Here is a 16841-nt window from a genome sequence, read left to right on the forward strand (position 1 = left end):
GTCTTTTTGGGACCTTTAAAAAGGGGAATGAGGGCATCCAGATATATCGAGTATTACTGGAACCCCGGCGATGCGCGGAATGATTTGTGACGAATAGTCATGTCCATCAAGAAGGCTCGACGCTTCGGGCAGCTCGTCAATCGATATATCAATTCTTGGAGACCTGTATTCCTACCATTTTTAATGAAACAACGGCGGTAATTGTTATCGCGATTGCACCAATAATACCGAGCGCTATCTGAATGGGATATAACCCCAACACATGTCCAAATATGGAGAAAAACATTGCGGAAAAGAGAGCCCTTACCAGAGACGCGACGGAAAGGATCGTCGCGCGGAGATCGTCCGCTATCGCGTCTTGGATTAAGTTTTCCGAAGTGATGTACACCACTTCTGGGAGAAAACAAAGCACCATGCTAAGGCCAAACAAACACAGCGGATTTGAAGCGAACCACGGAAGAATCATGAAAAGGCCAGCCTCGATTAGCATCGAGCCGAGCATGGTATTTCTTTTCCCGAAACGCGATGAGAAGAAATCTGCTGCAATGTAGGCCATCGCATTTACTGCATAGGATGCACCGAAAAAGATTCCTATTATGGAGACGGGAGCATCAAATGCGTCGAATACCAACTGATTCAAGTTGTAATAACTCCCATAGAATCCATCGAGCATGCTTGTGCCGATTAGAAGAAGCAATACCGCAAAAGCGGATTCTCCAATGCACCAGGTTTCGCGTCTGAAGATCTTGGCTACGTCAAACCTTTCCTCCCCAGAGTTTTTGGAATGGGTCGCTTCCATCCTCTCAATGGGATACAGAAGGAAAAGCTGCAGAAGATAGAAAACGGAAACGCATACGTAGAGTGCACTCCAAGATATTTGGGCAATGAATGATCCAAGTACGATTGCCACTCCCGTCGCGATTGATTGCGCGGCGAGCAGCTGAGCGTTGATGGTGAGGAAGCGCTCTCCTTGACCGGCATTTCGGGCAATTTCATATAAAAGTGCTTGTTCGGATCCCGATTGAAGGGAGTAGGCGAGTGCCTCAACAAGGGAAAGCGCGACGAGAAAGGGGCCTGAGAGCAGCAGCATGCCAGCCGTATGGAAGAAAAGAAGCAGAACGCCCACTTGAATCGAGAACTTCTTTCCAAAGAAATCGCCTACCAGCCCTGTTGGTAGCTCGAGGGCGACCGTTGCAATGTTGTACAGGGCTTGATAAAGCGCGATTTCCGTGACAGACATTCCTTTATCCGCAAGGAAAAGTAGAAACACTCCCCGATTTAAAACAAATCCCGCGAGAACGAAAAAGGCGGAATAGATGTGCAGCTGCGCAGTGGCATTCTTATTCATTTGGCACTTCCATCAACTAATTTTGTCAGGTCGCTCGCTACTGACTCGAAGTCTGAAGTGTTTACAGTTGATGTGAAGAGCGGTAAAGCTTTTGCACAGGGTATCACTGGAATACATCCGAAGCGTTTTCGGCAGTATCATCGGCGAAGGCGGGATTAGCCTTTACGCGGTGCTCACCCTCGATGTATTTGACGATTTGATCAATCGTCTGGTTGGCGTGGCTCTTGAGCTTGCGCTCATAGAAGAAGAGGCCGAGCTTGCCGCGCGTGCCAGACGTGTTGCCACCCACACCCTGAAAATCCTCGGTATAGGTGAGCTCGCAGGCACCATCGCCAGCAGGTGCAGCCTCATAGCGCATGGTATTGATGCCCGCCGCATACTGAAAACGGACCTCATAGAGACACGGGTAGTCAAAGTGCTTAATCTTAACCTTGATCGCCGTGCCCTTGGCCTTGCCTTTTGCGGACTGGGCGCGCTTCTCGTACTTATAGCCGTTGAGCTTGTTGCGGCTGGGACGCTTGCCCGTGGCGTTCTCGATATCCTGCATGATGGACCCCGCCAGAGCGTCAAAAAGCTCCTCCGGCGTCACCTTAAGCGTTTTGGTGAGCTGCATGATGGCTCCTTATTCGTTTGAACCGTTCGAGCCATTGTACCGCCCCAGGCTCTCCCATGCGTTGCGGTGAAATGCGGACTGTTTGGCGGCTTTTTTGGCCAAAACAGTCCGTATTCCACCGCAAGTTATCTGAGGGCTAAAGGTTGTAGGTGACTACTTGAGGTTCGGCGGGTTCGACGAAGATGGTTGGATCCGGCTGCTCCACGCGGACGAACTTGACGGTCACGGCCTCAAAGCCCGCCTTGTGTAGAACATCAGCGTAGACGCGCGCCTGCAGGACGTGCTTCTCCTGCAACTGTTCCGGCGTCTCGTCCGGTGTGCCGCCCGTCTTGTAGTCGATGACCAGCGCGCGTGACGAATCCGCCGGGTTCGTCGCCAAAGCGTCGATGGCGCCCTCGGCATAGGCACCGTAGCGAGCGATGTCCTCGTCCTCGCAGCCCAGCGAAAAGAACGGCACCTCGGCGCGAACGCACGGCCACGCAAGCAGGTCGGCACGAACAGCCGACTTGAGCCAGCGGTCCAGGGCAACGTCGAAGCGTTCGCGCTGCTCCGGCGTCAGGCGCCACTGGCGCGCCAGTGCATCGGCACGCGCGGCGGGCAGCGCATCGGCACCCATCTCGATGAGCCACTGGCAGGCGGCATGGAACGCCGAGCCCAGCGCCATGGGATTGCCGGCGGGCTCGACAGCGGCCACGTCTGCATCCGTCATCTCGGAACCATCCGACTCTGCATCATCGCCTGCCTCGTCCATGGGCACGCGCGCCTCGGCGGCACGGTCCTCGGACTCGGCATGCAGCGCCGCGGCGATTGACGAGTAGCTGTACGAATCGCGCGCCGGATACGGGCAGGTGCCCATGCGCACGCCCACCGCCCGGGGATACACGAGCTCAAACGCATCGGGCTCGGGGTCAGCAGGACCGGGAACGGCGGCGCGGGTATCTGCACCGGCACCCTCCGGCTCCGCATCGCCGCGGACAAGCCTGCCCTCGGCATCCAGTGAAGCGTTGGCCTCAAACGCCTGCTCGCCAAAGGTAAAGTCCGCGAGCGAAATGAGCTCGTAGTCGCCCGACTGAGAGTTGTCGAACACCAGGCGGTCGGCATCGAGCTGCGGCATGTCCAGAGCGTCGGTCGGCAAAATACGGCGCAGCACGTCGTAGGTCAGATCGGTCTCGACGTCGAAGGTCGGCGCCGTCACCTTGCCACGGCTCACGCCGGCATCCATCGCCAGAATGACCAGCTCTCGCGCACGCGTCATGGCGACATAGAGCAAACGAGCCCGCTCTTCGAGCGAGAGCCGCAGGTCGTCGTTGCGCAGGCGAGCAAATGCCTCAGCGGGAGAACCCGTCGCGCAGACGTCCTCCATGAGCTCCGGCGGCAGCCATAGCGACGTGCCCTTGCCCTTAAACGCATGCTCAAACTGCTTTTTAACGTCGTCGCCCTTCACAAAAGTTCCGTCCGCGAGTTTAACGCCGTCGAAGCGTGCCGGCAGTGCCACGACCTGCGCTCCACCCTTGACGCGACCCATCTGTGCCGCACCCGAGGACTTACGCACGCCAAAGCACTCCGCGACCGCCACGACCGGATATTCCAGACCCTTGGAGGCATGCACCGTCATGATGCGCACCGCGCCGTCACCCTCCTCGTTGAGCGCGCCCGGCGCCTCCTTGCCCGCCAAGAAGCGATCGAAGGCGAGCGCGATGGAGCGCGGCGAGTTGCCAAACTCGGCCTCTGCCTCGGCCACGGCATCGAGCGCCTTGAGCACGTTAGCGGCGATGGCCTTGCCCTCGGGGCCACGCTGCGCCAGGCGCACGAACCAGCCCGAGGCGTTAACCACATCGCGAGCGATAACGGCAAACGAATCACGGCCTACGCGACGGAACGCATAGCGCAGCACCTCGCGGGCGCGCGTCAGCAGCGGTAGATCCTGCAGGCCGGGCACGTCGCAGTCGCTCATAATACCCGCATCGATATTGCGGCGCGAGGTCTCCCCCGTCTGCTCGTCGAGCTTGGTCGCCAGCGCCAAAAACTCCTGGGCACCGAGCGCAAACATCGGCGAGGCCAGCAGCGGCATGAGTCCCTGTGCCGTGTCCGCCGGATTGGCAAGCGCGCACACCAGGGCGCGAATCGTCTGTACCTCGGCAGCCTGGGCAAAGACCGAGCCGCCCGCGATGACGCAGTCGAGTCCCTGGTCGCGAAAAGCCTGGGCGTAGACATCGGCGTTGGTCATACGGCCCAGCAGCAACACCATATCGCCCTGAGGCTGTTTTTTATCGGCAAGCGCACGGAAACGCTCGGCAATCGCACGAGCTTTCGCCTGCGTTCGCTCCTGGGTGTTGCCGCCGACAACGAGCAACGCCTGCCGACGCGATGCCTCTGCCCTGAGCTTGTCTTCGCGCTCATCGCTCGGCTCAAGATCCAAAAAGCCCTGCATAAGGCCGCCGGTATCGCCGTCAAAGACACGCGCCACGTAGCGCAGGACCTCGTCGTGACTGCGGAAGTTGCGCACGAGTTTGACGAGCTCGCCGGCTGGTGCCCCGGACGAAGCCGGCACCCCGGACGAAGCGAGAACGGAACCCGGGGTGCCGGCAGCCACCGCCGCGCCCGAAGCGCCCACCTTGCGCTCCTGGCGGCGGAAGACCTCGACCTCGGCACCACGGAAGCGATAGATCGACTGCTGCGCGTCGCCCACCGTGCACAGCGCGCGCTCGCCCGCACCCGTCAGGTAGCGAATCAGATCGACCTGCATCTGATCGGTGTCCTGGAACTCATCGATCATGACCATCTTAAAGCGGCCCTCGTAGGCAGCTCGGATGGCGGGATAATCGCGCAGTGCCTCATATGCCATGCGCAGCAGATCGTTATTATCGAGCGCGGACTGGTCGGCCTTGAGCGCGCGGTACTCCGCCTCCACGGCACGGGCGAGCCCCGTCAGCGCATCGAGCGCCGGACCGCCGCAGGCAAGCACGATATTGATAAATGCATCGGCGGCCTCGGCCTTGAGCAGCTCCACCTGCTCCTTAGGAAACGCCTTGCTCGCCCGAGGCATGCTGCACGACATCATGAGTCGCGCCGCATCCTCCATGGTTTTGCCGCTCGCCTCAAACGCGTCGATGGCATCGAGTGCCACCTGCGCTTTCTCGGTCGCGGCCTTGCTCGCACCCAACGCTGCGCGATAGGCGTCGGCAAGCGCAGAGGTGTCGGCCTGGCCGCGCGCCACGCACACATCGTCCATGCCGCCCGGCAGCTGGCTCGATAGCTCCAGCAGGTCGCGCACCAGACCTTTGATGGTGGTACCGGCGCCAAACGGCCCGCCCTCGCCCGCCATGGGATACCAAGCGTAGAGGGCCTTAAGCGAGGCGGCGAGCTCAGGCGCGGCATCGGGCGCCGTCGCGCGCCCCAGCACATGCTCGACAGCCTGATCCATAAGCTCGTCGGTATCGGTGAGCACCGTAAACTCGGGATCGATGCCCAGCTCCAGCGCGTGCGCGCGCAGGATACGCGAGCACATGCCATGAATGGTCGAGATCCAAGCGTCGTCGACGGTCAGGGCCTCTTCGTCCATACCCTCGTCGATAAGCGCACGACGCACGCGGTCACGGATCTCGGCCGCGGCATCTTTGGTAAAGGTAATGGCGAGCACCTGATCCAGATGCTCGACAAACGGACCGGATTCGGGCGAGAGCGCGTAGACGATGCGGCGCGTGAGGGTAAAGGTCTTGCCCGAACCGGCACCCGCCGAGACAAATAGCGGACGGTCGAGCGTTTTGACGACTTGCAGCTGTTGCGGCATCAAAGTCGAAAGATCCATGGCCTACACGCCCCTCCTTACAAACGTTCCTTGGTGGTTATACGAGCAGCGCGCATGCGCGGCCTGAGCCGACGTCGGGTCGACGGCGGCAACGTTGCCTGCCTCGAGCTCGCGCAGACGCTCGGCAATGCCGGTCTCCACGCGATCGAGCAGCGCATCGAAGTCCATGTTGCCGCCCTCGCCGGGAAAGCCCTTCTTAAGGCCCGGGATGCGGCCGTCGCCGCGCTCTTCCTCAAGCAACTCGGCGCTCGCCGCACCGCGCAGCGCGGGCTTGCCGCCCTTGGTCGAAAAATAGAGCGCAGCGCGGGTATCCAGATCCAGCGCCCGGCGCATGGCCTGCGCGTAGATGAGTGTCTGGGTATGGGGCGGCAACCAGCGCGGGTCGTCGATGGGGGCCTCGCCCGACCCCTCGTCGCGCACCGTGGGATCGGTGAGCTTAAACTCCTCGACACCCGAACGGTGCTTGTAGTCGATTACCACGGCGCGATTCTCGGCATCCACATCCACGCGGTCGATGCGCCCGCCGAGCGGCCAGCCGGCATACTCGACCTGAAGCTCGTTGAACGCAAACTCCAGGTAGCGCGGCGCGAAGGGCGCGAGTGCCTCGGACTCGTAGGCAAGAACGCCCTCCAGCTGCGGCAAAATCTCGGCCACCTGGCGCTCCTCCACTGGAGAGAGCGGCACCAGCGGGCCCTCGGTACCGCGCTTGCCGGCGTGCTCGGCCAGGGTCTCGGCAAAAACCTCGTGCAGCAGCTCCTTCGCGCGCGGCAGGTTCTCGGGCGTCACGCGCTCCATGCCCTCCTGGGGCAGACGGGCGTGCAGGTGTTCCAGCACGTCGTGGACAAAGTTGCCCTTCTCCATGTTGCCAAAGCCGGCGTCGATCGACTGGGGCTTCACGCGGTACGAGACGAACCAGCATAACGGGCAGGCGGAATAGGCCTCGATCTGCGAGGCGGACGTCAGGCGCGGCACGAGTGGCGCGTCCTCGCCCTCGCCATCGTGACGACGCAGGACCAAATACGGCACGGCCTCGGCACTCAGATGCTGAGGGGCTTCACAGGCCACGCGCTCGCGCTTGAGACCTTCGCCTGCCGCGGGATCGAAGTCCCTTACGATATCACCCTCACCCACGCACTTCGCCTTGTCGGCGCCAGCGGCCTTAGCGTCGTCAACAGTCTTGTCGGCGTCAGCGGCCTTGGCGTCGGCGGCCTTGGCGTCGGCGGCCTTGGCGTGCGCACGCAACTCAGTCCACACGGCCGCCGGATAGCACTCGCGCGCCTGACGATCGTGGGTCACACGAGCGAGCGCAACCGGACCGCGTGCCGCTTGCATCGCGCGGCCAAAGCGTGCGCGCAGCAAAGCCGCAGGCTCAAGCGTCACGCCGCTGCGATCTAACTCTGCCGTCAGCGTGGCCAGCGGGCCCTCCTCATGTGAGAGCGGATAACTGTCCAGGTCGACGTCGGCAAACAGCACGGCATCGTAGCTATCGGGGCGCAGGCCTGCCGCATCGGCAAGCGAAGCAAAGCGCACTTGGGCGCGTGGCGCACGGTCAACCTCGTAGGTCTCGTAATCGTAGGCGGTGCTACGCTTGTCCACCTTGGTGCGAATGCCATCGAGCACGGGCACGGTCGCGGCCTGCGACACGTCGAGCGCGCGAGCATCGTTCATAAGGATGTCGATGACGTGGCGCAGCAGAGCCACCTCCGCCTGGCGACGGGCTTGGCCATCCAAGCTGCCCAGCGAGCGATCGGGCAACGCCTCGGCAACGGCAAGCATGGCCTTGAGCGCCGTCACGGGTTTGTCGCGCCACAGCGCTTGGAACACGTCCGAAACCACACACGGCACGTTCTTAAACCAGTTCTCGTCGCTCGCCGCCTTGCGCGCGCCCCTCACCTGGCCTTGGACGCTCTGAAGTAGGCTCTTAACGCCCGCGGTAGTCTTGCTGCGCGAGAGACGCATGTTCTTATCGAAGGTACGGGCATTGACGGCATCAGCGCCCGAAAGCGGACTGTAGATCCAGTCGGTAAGCTCCGGCGCGGGCCACCATTCGGTCTTTGACGCCATGCCCTCATCGGCGGCCTTCATGCGCTCGATCAGGCTGGCAAGCGCCGCAAACTGCCTGCCCGCAATGGATTGGGAAAACGCCGTGAACTCAGTCGTCTCGGCCGCAATGTGGCGCGCCGCCAAACGGGCAGCGAGTTCGCCGAACAGCTGGGGTGCCCGGGCGGAAACAACGAGCACGCGCGTGGGGTCGGAGTTTGTCGCGGCGCCGTCGCGCGACACGGACTCCTCACATGCCGCGACCAGGTTCTCAAGAGCATCCACATAAGCGCGGGCGCGGGCATGGGGGCCGGCCACCTCTATAAAAATAGGCTGAGCAGCAGGCGCAGAAGCGGTCTCGGACGCGCCGGCGTTCTCCCCCAACGGGGCGGCCTCAAACAGCACACCGCGGGCATCAAAGGCGGCAGCCAGGTCCTCGCGCATCGCCGCCTGCTCGCGGGCAAGCAGCACGACGACCTCTCCCCCGTTGTTCGCCACGGCAGACAGTAACTCGAGCAGGCCGTGCGTAAACGACGTGATACCGCGCACGCATACGGCGCGGGTGCACGCCGGCAGGTTATCGGCCAGGGCACCGGCCATAATGTCAGCCGCCTCGCAGGGCTCGACCATGTCTCGACGGTCCAAGCCGCTCGCATAGGCGCACAAAAGTTCAAACACGCGAGCCTCGGCGTCGCTTCTGGGCTTGGGCTTGCAAACGTTGTCGCAGCAACGCTCGGCACCTATCCCTGCCACACCCGGCAGCACATCGCGAGCCATACGCGCGAGCATACGCACCGTGCCCTGGCTGCGCGAAAGCGGCTGCAGGTCGGCGTCGTCGAGACGCGCTACCATGTCCGAAAACAGCATCTGGCGCTGCAGGTTGTCGACGAAACCGCGCCCGTCGCCCAAAAGCTCCCAAAGCGAGCGAAGCCACGATGTAGGCGTCTTGTAGTCAATACCCAGCGAAACGCCGGCTTCCGCCGCATCATGACGGCACAGGTCGAGCTCGGCAAACGCTGGCGCCAGCAGCACGGCGCGCCCATGGCGGGCAACAAGGTCGGCGAGCAGCGCCGCCTCGGCATCGCTCAAATCCGTGCCGGCATTGGTGGTATAGATTCGAACAGGCATGGTCCTCCGCTCAAACTGTTCGCAATAATCAATGCATCCATCCTACCCGCCCACGCGGACAGATTTGCCCCACGCCAACAGATTTCCTCCGTCCCCAAGGGATCAAAAAACCGCCCCCGGAGGGACGGTTCTTCGTAATTCATTGTTGCCGCTGACCTACTCGCCATCCTCCAGCTTGATGAGGATCTTGCGATAGCCACCGTACTCGCCGTTCAGCGCCTTTGAAACGCGGCTCACCGTAGTGGACGAAGCGCCGGTGCGGGCCTGAACCTCAACATAAGGCTCGCCCTCATCCAGATAGCGCGCAACCTGCAGACGTTGCGAAAGATCGCAGATCTCGCGCGGCGTGCAGATATCGGTCAAAAACGCTTGGATATCCTTCTCGTCATCCAAAAGACTAAATGCGTGGACCAGCTGCTTGACATCAGGCTTGTCAAACATGCTCTCGATATTCATCGATCACCGCCAAACCCGCCAAAAGGCATCGAAGTTGATACTGACATCGGGCATCGTTCGCCCGTTCTATGCAATAGGGCAACGCCTGTGGCTTTTGCCCGTAGCAGTTTAGCACACCACCAAACTAAAGCGGCAAAACTCTCTGCCAGCGGCGCGTTTTCTAGGACGAACGCCGTTTTGAAACCGAATGCGCACGCAAGCTCCACGAATATCTGAGACAATGGGCGCCCAAACAGGACCGTGCCCCGCACCCATCCAAGTTGCAAAGGCATGTGCCCCTTACGCTCCCTCACCACGCCATGCGCAAGAAAGGATTCACACCATGCGCTTTATGCTTAACTGGCTCTTTACCTCGATCGCCATTGCGATTGCCACGTTCCTCGTCCCCGGCATCCAGCCCTTCGGTTTTGCCGAGGCCTGGGTCTGTTTCGCCTTCGTGGGACTGTTCCTCAACATCGTCGATTCGCTCGTCAAGCCGTTCCTGACGGTCATCTCGCTGCCGCTCACGATCATTACGCTGGGTATTTTTCAGCTTGTAGTCAACAGCTTTATGCTCGAGCTGGCCAGCTACCTGTCGGTCAATCTGCTGGGCGCGGGTATCTCCATCGCCAGCTTTGGATCGGCCTTTATGGGCAGCATCCTGGTATCCATCATGCGCAGCATCCTCGACAGCATCGCCGAGGGCTAAAACGGCCATTCCGGCCGCGCCCGTCTCAACAGCCCAAAACGAAGGCCGCCCATCGCAAAAAATGGGCGGCCTTCTTATTTGCCAAGTCTCAAAGGGCGAGAGGATCTGCCATTTCCACCCCGTCCCCACATGGCAGGTGGGGCTAGATCACGTAGTCGTAGCCCTCGTTGGGGGCGACAAGCGCATCGAGCGTCACGCCGTCGAGGTAGTCGTTGATGAGCTTGTCCAGATTCTTCCACACGTCGAGCGTGGGGCACTCATCAGATCGCGAGCAACCCTTGCAGTCGCCATCCAGACAGGCGACCGGCGCCAGGCTGCCCTCGGTCAGGCGCAAGATCTCGCCCACCGTGTACTGCTCGGGCGGGCGTGTGAGCACATAGCCGCCGCCCTTGCCGCGCATGCCCGAGAGCATATTGGCGCGCACGAGCGTCGCCAGAATATTCTCGAGGTACTTCTCCGAGATACCCTGACGTGCCGCAATCTCTTTAAGCGGGATGCGACCGGCCGCCTGGTGCTCGGCCAGATCGACCATAACGCGCAGGGCATATCTGCCCTTAGTAGAAACCAACATATATAGTGCTGCCTTTCGGTCTTTTAGTCCGTTGAAATTCTAGCCGAAAAATTGGCTTTGAAAATACCCGTTCCGGTCAAGATGGTTAATCAACTTGCAATAAACTCCTATTTCCTATTGCATTACTAGGCTTTAGTGTCTAGTATGCTTCCCAACAGCAAAACGAACAACCTATAAGGTTTGTGGGTTTCGCTGCTACACACACCGTAAAACCACACGGTATCCAGTCATTTGAACACTTTGGAGGTTCACCATGAGCAATGTTTACACGTCCATCGATCAGCTTATCGGCCACACCCCGCTCCTGGAGCTCACGCACTTTGAGGCCGACGAGGACCTCAAAGCCCACGTGCTCGTCAAGTTGGAATACTTCAACCCCGCCGGGTCCGTTAAAGACCGCGTCGCCAAGAACATGATTGACGAGGCCGAGAAGGCCGGCAAGCTCGTGCGTGGCGGCGACTACACCATCATCGAGCCCACGAGCGGCAACACCGGCGTCGGCATCGCCTCGGTGGCGGCGGCCCGCGGCTACAAGGTGATCATCACCATGCCCGAGACCATGTCCGTCGAGCGCCGCAAGCTCATGCAGGCATACGGTGCGCAGCTCGTGCTCACCGACGGCTCCAAGGGCATGAAGGGCGCTATCGCCAAGGCGGAGGAGCTGCAGAAGGAGACTCCCAACAGCATCATCGCCGGCCAGTTTGTGAACCCCGCGAACCCGGCCATTCACAAGGCCACGACCGGCCCCGAGATCTGGGACGACACCGACGGCAAGGTCGACATCTTCGTCGCCGGCGTCGGCACCGGCGGCACCGTGACCGGCGTGGGCGAGTTCCTCAGGGAGCAAAACCCCGAGATCCAGGTCGTCGCCGTCGAGCCCGCCACCTCCCCGGTGCTCTCCAAGGGCCAGGCCGGCCCGCACAAGATCCAGGGTATCGGTGCCGGCTTTGTGCCCGACGTCCTCGACACCCAGGTCTACGACGAGATCATCCCCGTCGAGAACGACGACGCCTTTGCCACCGGCCGCGCCGTGGGCCACAAGGAGGGCGTGCTCGTGGGCATTTCGTCCGGCGCCGCCGTGTGGGCCGCACTGCAGCTGGCCAAGCGCCCCGAGAACGAGGGCAAGACCATCGTGGCGCTGCTCGCCGACACCGGCGAGCGCTACCTGTCCACGGCACTCTTCCAGGACTAGAGCTCTCGTTCTTAGAACGAGTCCAAGGCACGCCGGTCTCCCCTCTCTTCTGGCAGCCTGAGCTTATCCCAACAGGGTGTCCCACAGGACGCCCGAACTTGCTACAATGTCTGCGGCGCGGAACCAGCCTCCCGCGCCGCTTTTCTTTTTTGGCCACATGCCACCAAGGAGAACCTCCCCATGCACAACAAGCGCGTGCTCGTCGCCATGAGCGGCGGCGTCGATTCCAGCGTGACCGCGTATCTGCTCAAAAGTCAGGGTTACGAATGTGTCGGTGCCACCATGCGCCTCACCTGCCCCGCGCCCGACCCCGCAACAGGTATGAGCAAAGTCGATCGCGACATCGCTGACGCGAAGGCCGTCGCCGAGCGCCTAGGGATACCCCATCACGTGCTCGACCTGCAGCAAACCTTCGACCGCAACGTTGTCGAGCGTTTTATGAACGCCTACCAGGAGGGGCTGACACCCAATCCGTGCATCATCTGCAACCGCCATATTAAGTTTGGCGCGTTGCTGGATGCGGCGCTGGATATGGGCTGCGACTACATCGCCACAGGCCACTATGCCAAAACGAGCCAGGCGCCCGACGGCACCTGGCAGCTGCATCGCGGCGAGGACCCCAAAAAGGACCAGAGTTACTTTTTGTATTCGCTCACGCAGGAGCGCCTGGCGCACACGATCTTTCCGCTGGCAGGCCTAGACAAAGAGCGCGATGTGCGCCGCATTGCCGCCGAGCAGGGCTTTACCAACGCTCAGAAGGCCGAAAGCGAGGACATCTGCTTTATTCCAGACGGTGACTACGCGGGCTATATCGAGCGCCGCTGCGGACATCCCGCTGCACCGGGCGACATTGTGTGGCGCGACGGCAGCGTGGTCGGGCGCCACAACGGCGCGCTGCGCTACACCATCGGCCAGCGCAAGGGCCTGGGCGTCGCGATGGCGCATCCCGTGTATGTGACGGGCGTCGACGCCGCCAACAACACCGTGTATTTGGGCGAGGCCGAGGACCTGGCGGCCACAGCGCTCACGGCAAACGACTGGATCTGGAGCGCTCCGGCAGAGCGCATGGAGGCGGAACTCGACGCCGGCGGCATTCGCGTAGGTGCCAAGTACCGCTACCGTCAGAAAGACCAGGCAGCGACCCTTACGCGTGATGAAGACGGGCAAATGCTGCTAACTTTTGACGAGCCGCAACGAGCCATCGCCCCCGGCCAAGCCGTTGTAGTCTATCGCGGCGACATCGTCCTGGGCGGCGGTACCGTGACCGGCGCCATCAAGTAGTCACATCCCCTTCATAAGTTGCGGTGAAATAGGGACTGTTTAAGCGTTTAAAACCGCCAAACAGTCCCTATTTCACCGCAACTTAGAGAGGACGGCCTCGGTCGGTACTGCTGTGCCAGCCGAGGCCGCTGCATCGTTAGCGCTGAACGTAGGCGCGAACCAGCTCATAGGTATTGCGCACGCCGTCGATGTGGCTGCGCTCGTAGTTGTGGCTCGCGTACACGCCGGGGCCGATCAGGCCGTGGCGAATGTCGTAGCCGGCCGAAAGCGTGGCCTCGACATCAGAGCCGTAATGCGGGTACACGTCGATCGCATAGTCGAGCTCCAGCTCGCGCGCGATGTTGGACAGCGTGGTTACCAGGTCGTAGTTGTACGGACCGCCCGAATCCTTGGCGCAAATCGAAACCATGCGCTCGGTGCAGCCCAGATCGTCGCCCACGCAGCCCATGTCCACGCTGATCATCTCGCGCGTGTCGGCCGGCACAAAGGCACCGCCGTGGCCGACCTCCTCGTACACGGTAAAGAGCAGCGACACCTTGCGCGAAAGCGTCACCTCGCCATTTGCGACGGCGCGGGCCAAACCCAGCAGAATCGCCGCAGACAGCTTGTCGTCCAGGAAGCGGCTCTTAATGTAGCCGCTCTCCGTCACCGTGGTGCGCGGATCCATGGCGATAATGTCGCCGGTCTGAATACCCAGTTCGAGCACGTCGTCCTTGCTGTCGACGTTCTCATCGAGCAGGATCTCCATGTTCTTCTCGACGGTCTTGACCGGTTCGTCGGCCACATGCGCCGAAGGCTCGGTGTTGAGGACCACACCCGTATAGACATTGCCGTCGCGCGTGTAGACAGTGCAGTTCTCGCCATCGGCCGTAGACCACTGATGCCCACCAAGGGTCGTGGGGCGCAGACGACCATTGTCCTTAATGGAGCGCACCATAGCACCCAGGGTATCGACATGGCTCGTCAACACGAGCGGCTCGCCCTCGCCGCCAAGCTCCACCAGCACATTACCCTTATTAGAACGCTCAGGCCCAAACCCCATATCGCGAAGCGTCTCCATCAGATAATCGGTCGCCGCACGAGTAAACCCCGTAGGCGAAGCAATCGAAGTAAGCGCCTTAAGCTGATCAGTAATAAAGCCAAGCGTAGAATCCATCTGGGACACCATCCACAACTCCAAAGTCAACATCCCGTAATCAGTAAAAGTCCCAACAACGATAACACTACGGACTATCTTTTACTCAGCGAGACAACCCATCGAGCACCCCAAAACAGCGCCCGCCACGACAACGAGCCGGCGGGCCCCGCCCGTTAGCCCCAGAATCTTTCCGCAGGACAGAAGGAGGCCCCGCCGCACGTAGTGCGCAGCGGGGCCTCCGACATGTCCGAGGACGATTCTGGGGCTAACGGGCGGGGCCCGCCGAACCAGTTTAAGCAGCCGGGCAGATCTTCTTGAAGAGCTCGATGACGTCGTCGAGCGTCGCCTCGCGCGGGTTACCCGGGAAGCAGGCGTCGGCCATGGCGTCCTTGGCCAGGACCTCGATCTCATCAGCCTTCATGGCCTCGCAGACGTGCGGGATGTTCACGTCAGCGGAGAGCTGCTTGACGGCGGCGATGGCAGCGTCGGCGGCCTCGTCGGTGCTCATGCCCGTGGTGTCAACGCCCATGGCGACGGCGACCTTGGCCAGGCGCTCGGCGCAAACCGGCTTGTTGAACTCCATGGCGATCGGCAGCAGCATGGCGCAAGCGACGCCGTGCGGGGTGTCGTAGTGAGCGGACAGGGTGTGAGCCATAGCGTGGTCGATGCCCAGGCCAACGTTGGAGAAGCCCATGCCGGCGACATACTGGCCAAGAGCCATGCCCTCGCGGCCGGAGCCGGGCTGGCCGGACTTGGCCTCGGCGACGGAGTCGCGCAGGTTCTCGCTGATCAGCTTGATGGCCTCAAAGTGGAACATGTCGGAAAGCTCCCAAGCACCCTTGGTGGTGTAGCCCTCGATGGCGTGGGTCAGGGCGTCCATACCGGTGGAGGCGGTGAGGCCGGCGGGCATGGAAGCCATCATGTCGGGGTCGACGACGGCGACCTCGGGGGCGTCGTTGGTATCGACGCACACGAACTTGCGGACCTTCTCGGGGTCGGTGATGACGTAGTTGATGGTCACCTCAGCGGCGGTACCGGCGGTCGTCGGCACGGCGATGGTGAACACAGCGTGGTTCTTGGTCGGAGCGACGCCCTCGAGGCTGCGGACATCAGCGAACTCGGGGTTGTTGATGATGATGCCGATAGCCTTAGCGGTGTCCATGGAGGAGCCGCCACCGATGGTCACGATAGCATCAGCCTCGGCGGCCTTGAAGGCCTCGACGCCGTCCTTGACGTTCTGGATGGTAGGGTTGGGCTTAATCTCGGAGTAGAGGCTCCAAGCGATGCCGGCGGCGTCGAGCTCGTCGGTCACCTTGGCGGTAACGCCAAACTTAACCAGATCGGGGTCAGAGCAGACGAAGATCTTCTTGTAGCCGCGACGCTGGAGCTCACCGGGGATCTCCTTGATGGCGCCGGAACCATGATAAGAAATGGTGTTGAGAACGAAACGATTAGCCATTGATAGCCTCCCATCGTGTGCGGGGCACCCATTACGCCCCACGCTATGAGTCCCATCCTAACGCTTTTGAAACAAAAAACACGTGAGAACGTCAAATGGTTTAAAGCGTTTCAACAGATGATGAAAAATATTGCGGCAAAGGGACAGCCCCTTTGCCGCATTCGGTTACTTTCGACAGCCCTCTTTCCAAGCCTCGGCCGCAACCTTCCAGCGTAAGCGCAAGTCGCGCTCGCGGTCGATGAACATGATGGCAAACGCGACAAACAGCAGCAAGCTCGCCACGACGATGGCGTGCAGGCCCATGCGCTCAATACACCAGTTGCCCAACACGGCGCCAAACACAAAGGTAAAGATCACGCCAAAGTACAGCAGGCCGTTTTCCAAAAAGCCGCGCCTGTGGGTGATGATGTAATCGTCCACGTTTTGCAGCGCGTTGCGCAAGTTGCCGATGCACATGGTCGTAGCGATGCCGTGACCGTGGATCTTGCGGAAGCTCTCGACCTGCATGCCGCAGGCAAACGAAGTGAGGCAGTTGGCGAGCAGGTTGTAACCGCCACCGGGGATAAAGCTCACGCCCAGCAAGATGACGGCTTCAAAGAACACCGTCACTTGGCGCCAGTGAATCACGCTGCCAAACCGTTCGTGTACCAGGTCGGCAAGCATAATGCCCACGGCAAACGACACCACAGGGAAGAAGTAGCGCCCCGCAAGTGCCCAATTGCCCTCCGAGATGCTCACGCCCACAAGCAGGATGTTGCCCGTCTGCGCGTTTGCGAAAACATGGTCGCGCCCAATGTACGAATACACATCCATAAAGCCGCCGGCGAGCGCCAGGATAATGCCCAGTTCGATGGACTCCGATATCTGTTTGGCACGCTGCATCGTCGTGCATCCTCCTTGTTGACGACCCTCTCGTGCGTTGGCGGAAACATAGCCGCCGTTCATACTGTAACCCATTGACAACATGGCGTGCGCGCGAGACGGCTCCTTCGACACGGGGATACACAGTCTGGAAACAAACGACTGGCTCAGCAACGCTCTCACTCACCAGCTCATGTACTCCACCAGTCTTTTTAGCCCCGTCCCAAAAAGACTGGTTACAATTACGTGCAGCATACA

The 16841-nt window shown here is 61.0% G+C and carries 12 protein-coding genes; 3 read left to right on the forward strand and 9 right to left on the reverse strand.

Translation table 11 applies throughout. From position 1 onward, the window contains the following. Window positions 1-148 precede the first annotated feature (148 nt). The 5 genes from OIL88_08235 to OIL88_08255 all read right to left on the reverse strand — a co-directional run bounded on the left by OIL88_08235 (window position 149) and on the right by OIL88_08255 (window position 9393). A complete protein-coding gene (locus OIL88_08235; protein ID HJI72346.1) occupies window positions 149-1348 on the reverse strand; it encodes an MFS transporter in 1200 nt (399 codons plus the stop codon). 103 nt (window positions 1349-1451) lie between these two features. Further along, on the reverse strand, window positions 1452-1961 hold the full coding sequence (locus OIL88_08240) for a DUF3284 domain-containing protein (protein ID HJI72347.1): 510 nt from the start codon (window positions 1959-1961) through the stop codon (window positions 1452-1454). A 136-nt stretch (window positions 1962-2097) separates the two neighbouring features. After that, entirely contained in the window at window positions 2098-5769 is a 3672-nt protein-coding gene (locus tag OIL88_08245) for a UvrD-helicase domain-containing protein (GenBank protein ID HJI72348.1), read from the reverse strand. Between the two features lie 3 nt (window positions 5770-5772). Continuing rightward, complete coding sequence (locus OIL88_08250) at window positions 5773-8937, reverse strand: PD-(D/E)XK nuclease family protein (protein HJI72349.1); 3165 nt, start codon at window positions 8935-8937, stop codon at window positions 5773-5775. A 156-nt stretch (window positions 8938-9093) separates the two neighbouring features. After that, complete coding sequence (locus OIL88_08255; GenBank protein ID HJI72350.1) at window positions 9094-9393, reverse strand: YerC/YecD family TrpR-related protein; 300 nt, start codon at window positions 9391-9393, stop codon at window positions 9094-9096. Between the two features lie 322 nt (window positions 9394-9715). Between OIL88_08255 and OIL88_08260 the strand changes: the two genes are divergently transcribed. Continuing rightward, on the forward strand, window positions 9716-10081 hold the full coding sequence (locus tag OIL88_08260; protein ID HJI72351.1) for a phage holin family protein: 366 nt from the start codon (window positions 9716-9718) through the stop codon (window positions 10079-10081). A 142-nt stretch (window positions 10082-10223) separates the two neighbouring features. Here OIL88_08260 and OIL88_08265 read toward each other — a convergent pair whose 3' ends face one another. After that, window positions 10224-10652: an Rrf2 family transcriptional regulator gene (locus OIL88_08265; GenBank protein ID HJI72352.1), complete on the reverse strand. Its 429-nt coding sequence runs from the start codon at window positions 10650-10652 to the stop codon at window positions 10224-10226. A 253-nt stretch (window positions 10653-10905) separates the two neighbouring features. Here OIL88_08265 and cysK point away from each other — a divergent pair, with 253 nt between their 5' ends. Together cysK and mnmA are read left to right on the forward strand one after the other, a co-directional pair. After that, window positions 10906-11844, forward strand: a complete 939-nt coding sequence (gene cysK, locus OIL88_08270; protein ID HJI72353.1) for a cysteine synthase A — start codon at window positions 10906-10908, stop codon at window positions 11842-11844. A 57-nt stretch (window positions 11845-11901) separates the two neighbouring features. Next, window positions 11902-13125 carry a tRNA 2-thiouridine(34) synthase MnmA gene (gene mnmA, locus OIL88_08275; GenBank protein HJI72354.1) on the forward strand — a complete coding sequence of 408 codons (1224 nt, stop codon included), beginning with the start codon at window positions 11902-11904 and terminating at the stop codon, window positions 13123-13125. 136 nt (window positions 13126-13261) lie between these two features. Here mnmA and OIL88_08280 read toward each other — a convergent pair whose 3' ends face one another. From OIL88_08280 to OIL88_08290, 3 genes are all read right to left on the reverse strand, one after another. Beyond that, complete coding sequence (locus OIL88_08280; GenBank protein ID HJI72355.1) at window positions 13262-14281, reverse strand: M42 family metallopeptidase; 1020 nt, start codon at window positions 14279-14281, stop codon at window positions 13262-13264. Window positions 14282-14555: 274 nt separating this feature from the next. After that, entirely contained in the window at window positions 14556-15722 is a 1167-nt protein-coding gene (fucO, locus tag OIL88_08285) for a lactaldehyde reductase (protein ID HJI72356.1), read from the reverse strand. Between the two features lie 165 nt (window positions 15723-15887). Then, entirely contained in the window at window positions 15888-16604 is a 717-nt protein-coding gene (locus tag OIL88_08290) for a DUF1275 domain-containing protein (GenBank protein HJI72357.1), read from the reverse strand. Between the last annotated feature and the right edge of the window lie 237 nt (window positions 16605-16841).

This window comes from Coriobacteriaceae bacterium, assembly GCA_025992855.1.
GTDB lineage: Bacteria > Actinomycetota > Coriobacteriia > Coriobacteriales > Coriobacteriaceae > Collinsella.

Coding starts and splice junctions, on each gene's coding strand:
- OIL88_08290 (HJI72357.1), bottom strand. CDS start 16,604: ATGCAGCGTGCCAAACAGATATCGGAGTCCATCGAACTGGGCATTATC.
- OIL88_08240 (HJI72347.1), bottom strand. CDS start 1,961: ATGCAGCTCACCAAAACGCTTAAGGTGACGCCGGAGGAGCTTTTTGAC.
- OIL88_08250 (HJI72349.1), bottom strand. CDS start 8,937: ATGCCTGTTCGAATCTATACCACCAATGCCGGCACGGATTTGAGCGAT.
- OIL88_08265 (HJI72352.1), bottom strand. CDS start 10,652: ATGTTGGTTTCTACTAAGGGCAGATATGCCCTGCGCGTTATGGTCGAT.
- OIL88_08260 (HJI72351.1), top strand. CDS start 9,716: ATGCGCTTTATGCTTAACTGGCTCTTTACCTCGATCGCCATTGCGATT.
- OIL88_08235 (HJI72346.1), bottom strand. CDS start 1,348: ATGAATAAGAATGCCACTGCGCAGCTGCACATCTATTCCGCCTTTTTC.
- OIL88_08245 (HJI72348.1), bottom strand. CDS start 5,769: ATGGATCTTTCGACTTTGATGCCGCAACAGCTGCAAGTCGTCAAAACG.
- OIL88_08255 (HJI72350.1), bottom strand. CDS start 9,393: ATGAATATCGAGAGCATGTTTGACAAGCCTGATGTCAAGCAGCTGGTC.
- cysK (HJI72353.1), top strand. CDS start 10,906: ATGAGCAATGTTTACACGTCCATCGATCAGCTTATCGGCCACACCCCG.
- OIL88_08280 (HJI72355.1), bottom strand. CDS start 14,281: ATGGATTCTACGCTTGGCTTTATTACTGATCAGCTTAAGGCGCTTACT.
- fucO (HJI72356.1), bottom strand. CDS start 15,722: ATGGCTAATCGTTTCGTTCTCAACACCATTTCTTATCATGGTTCCGGC.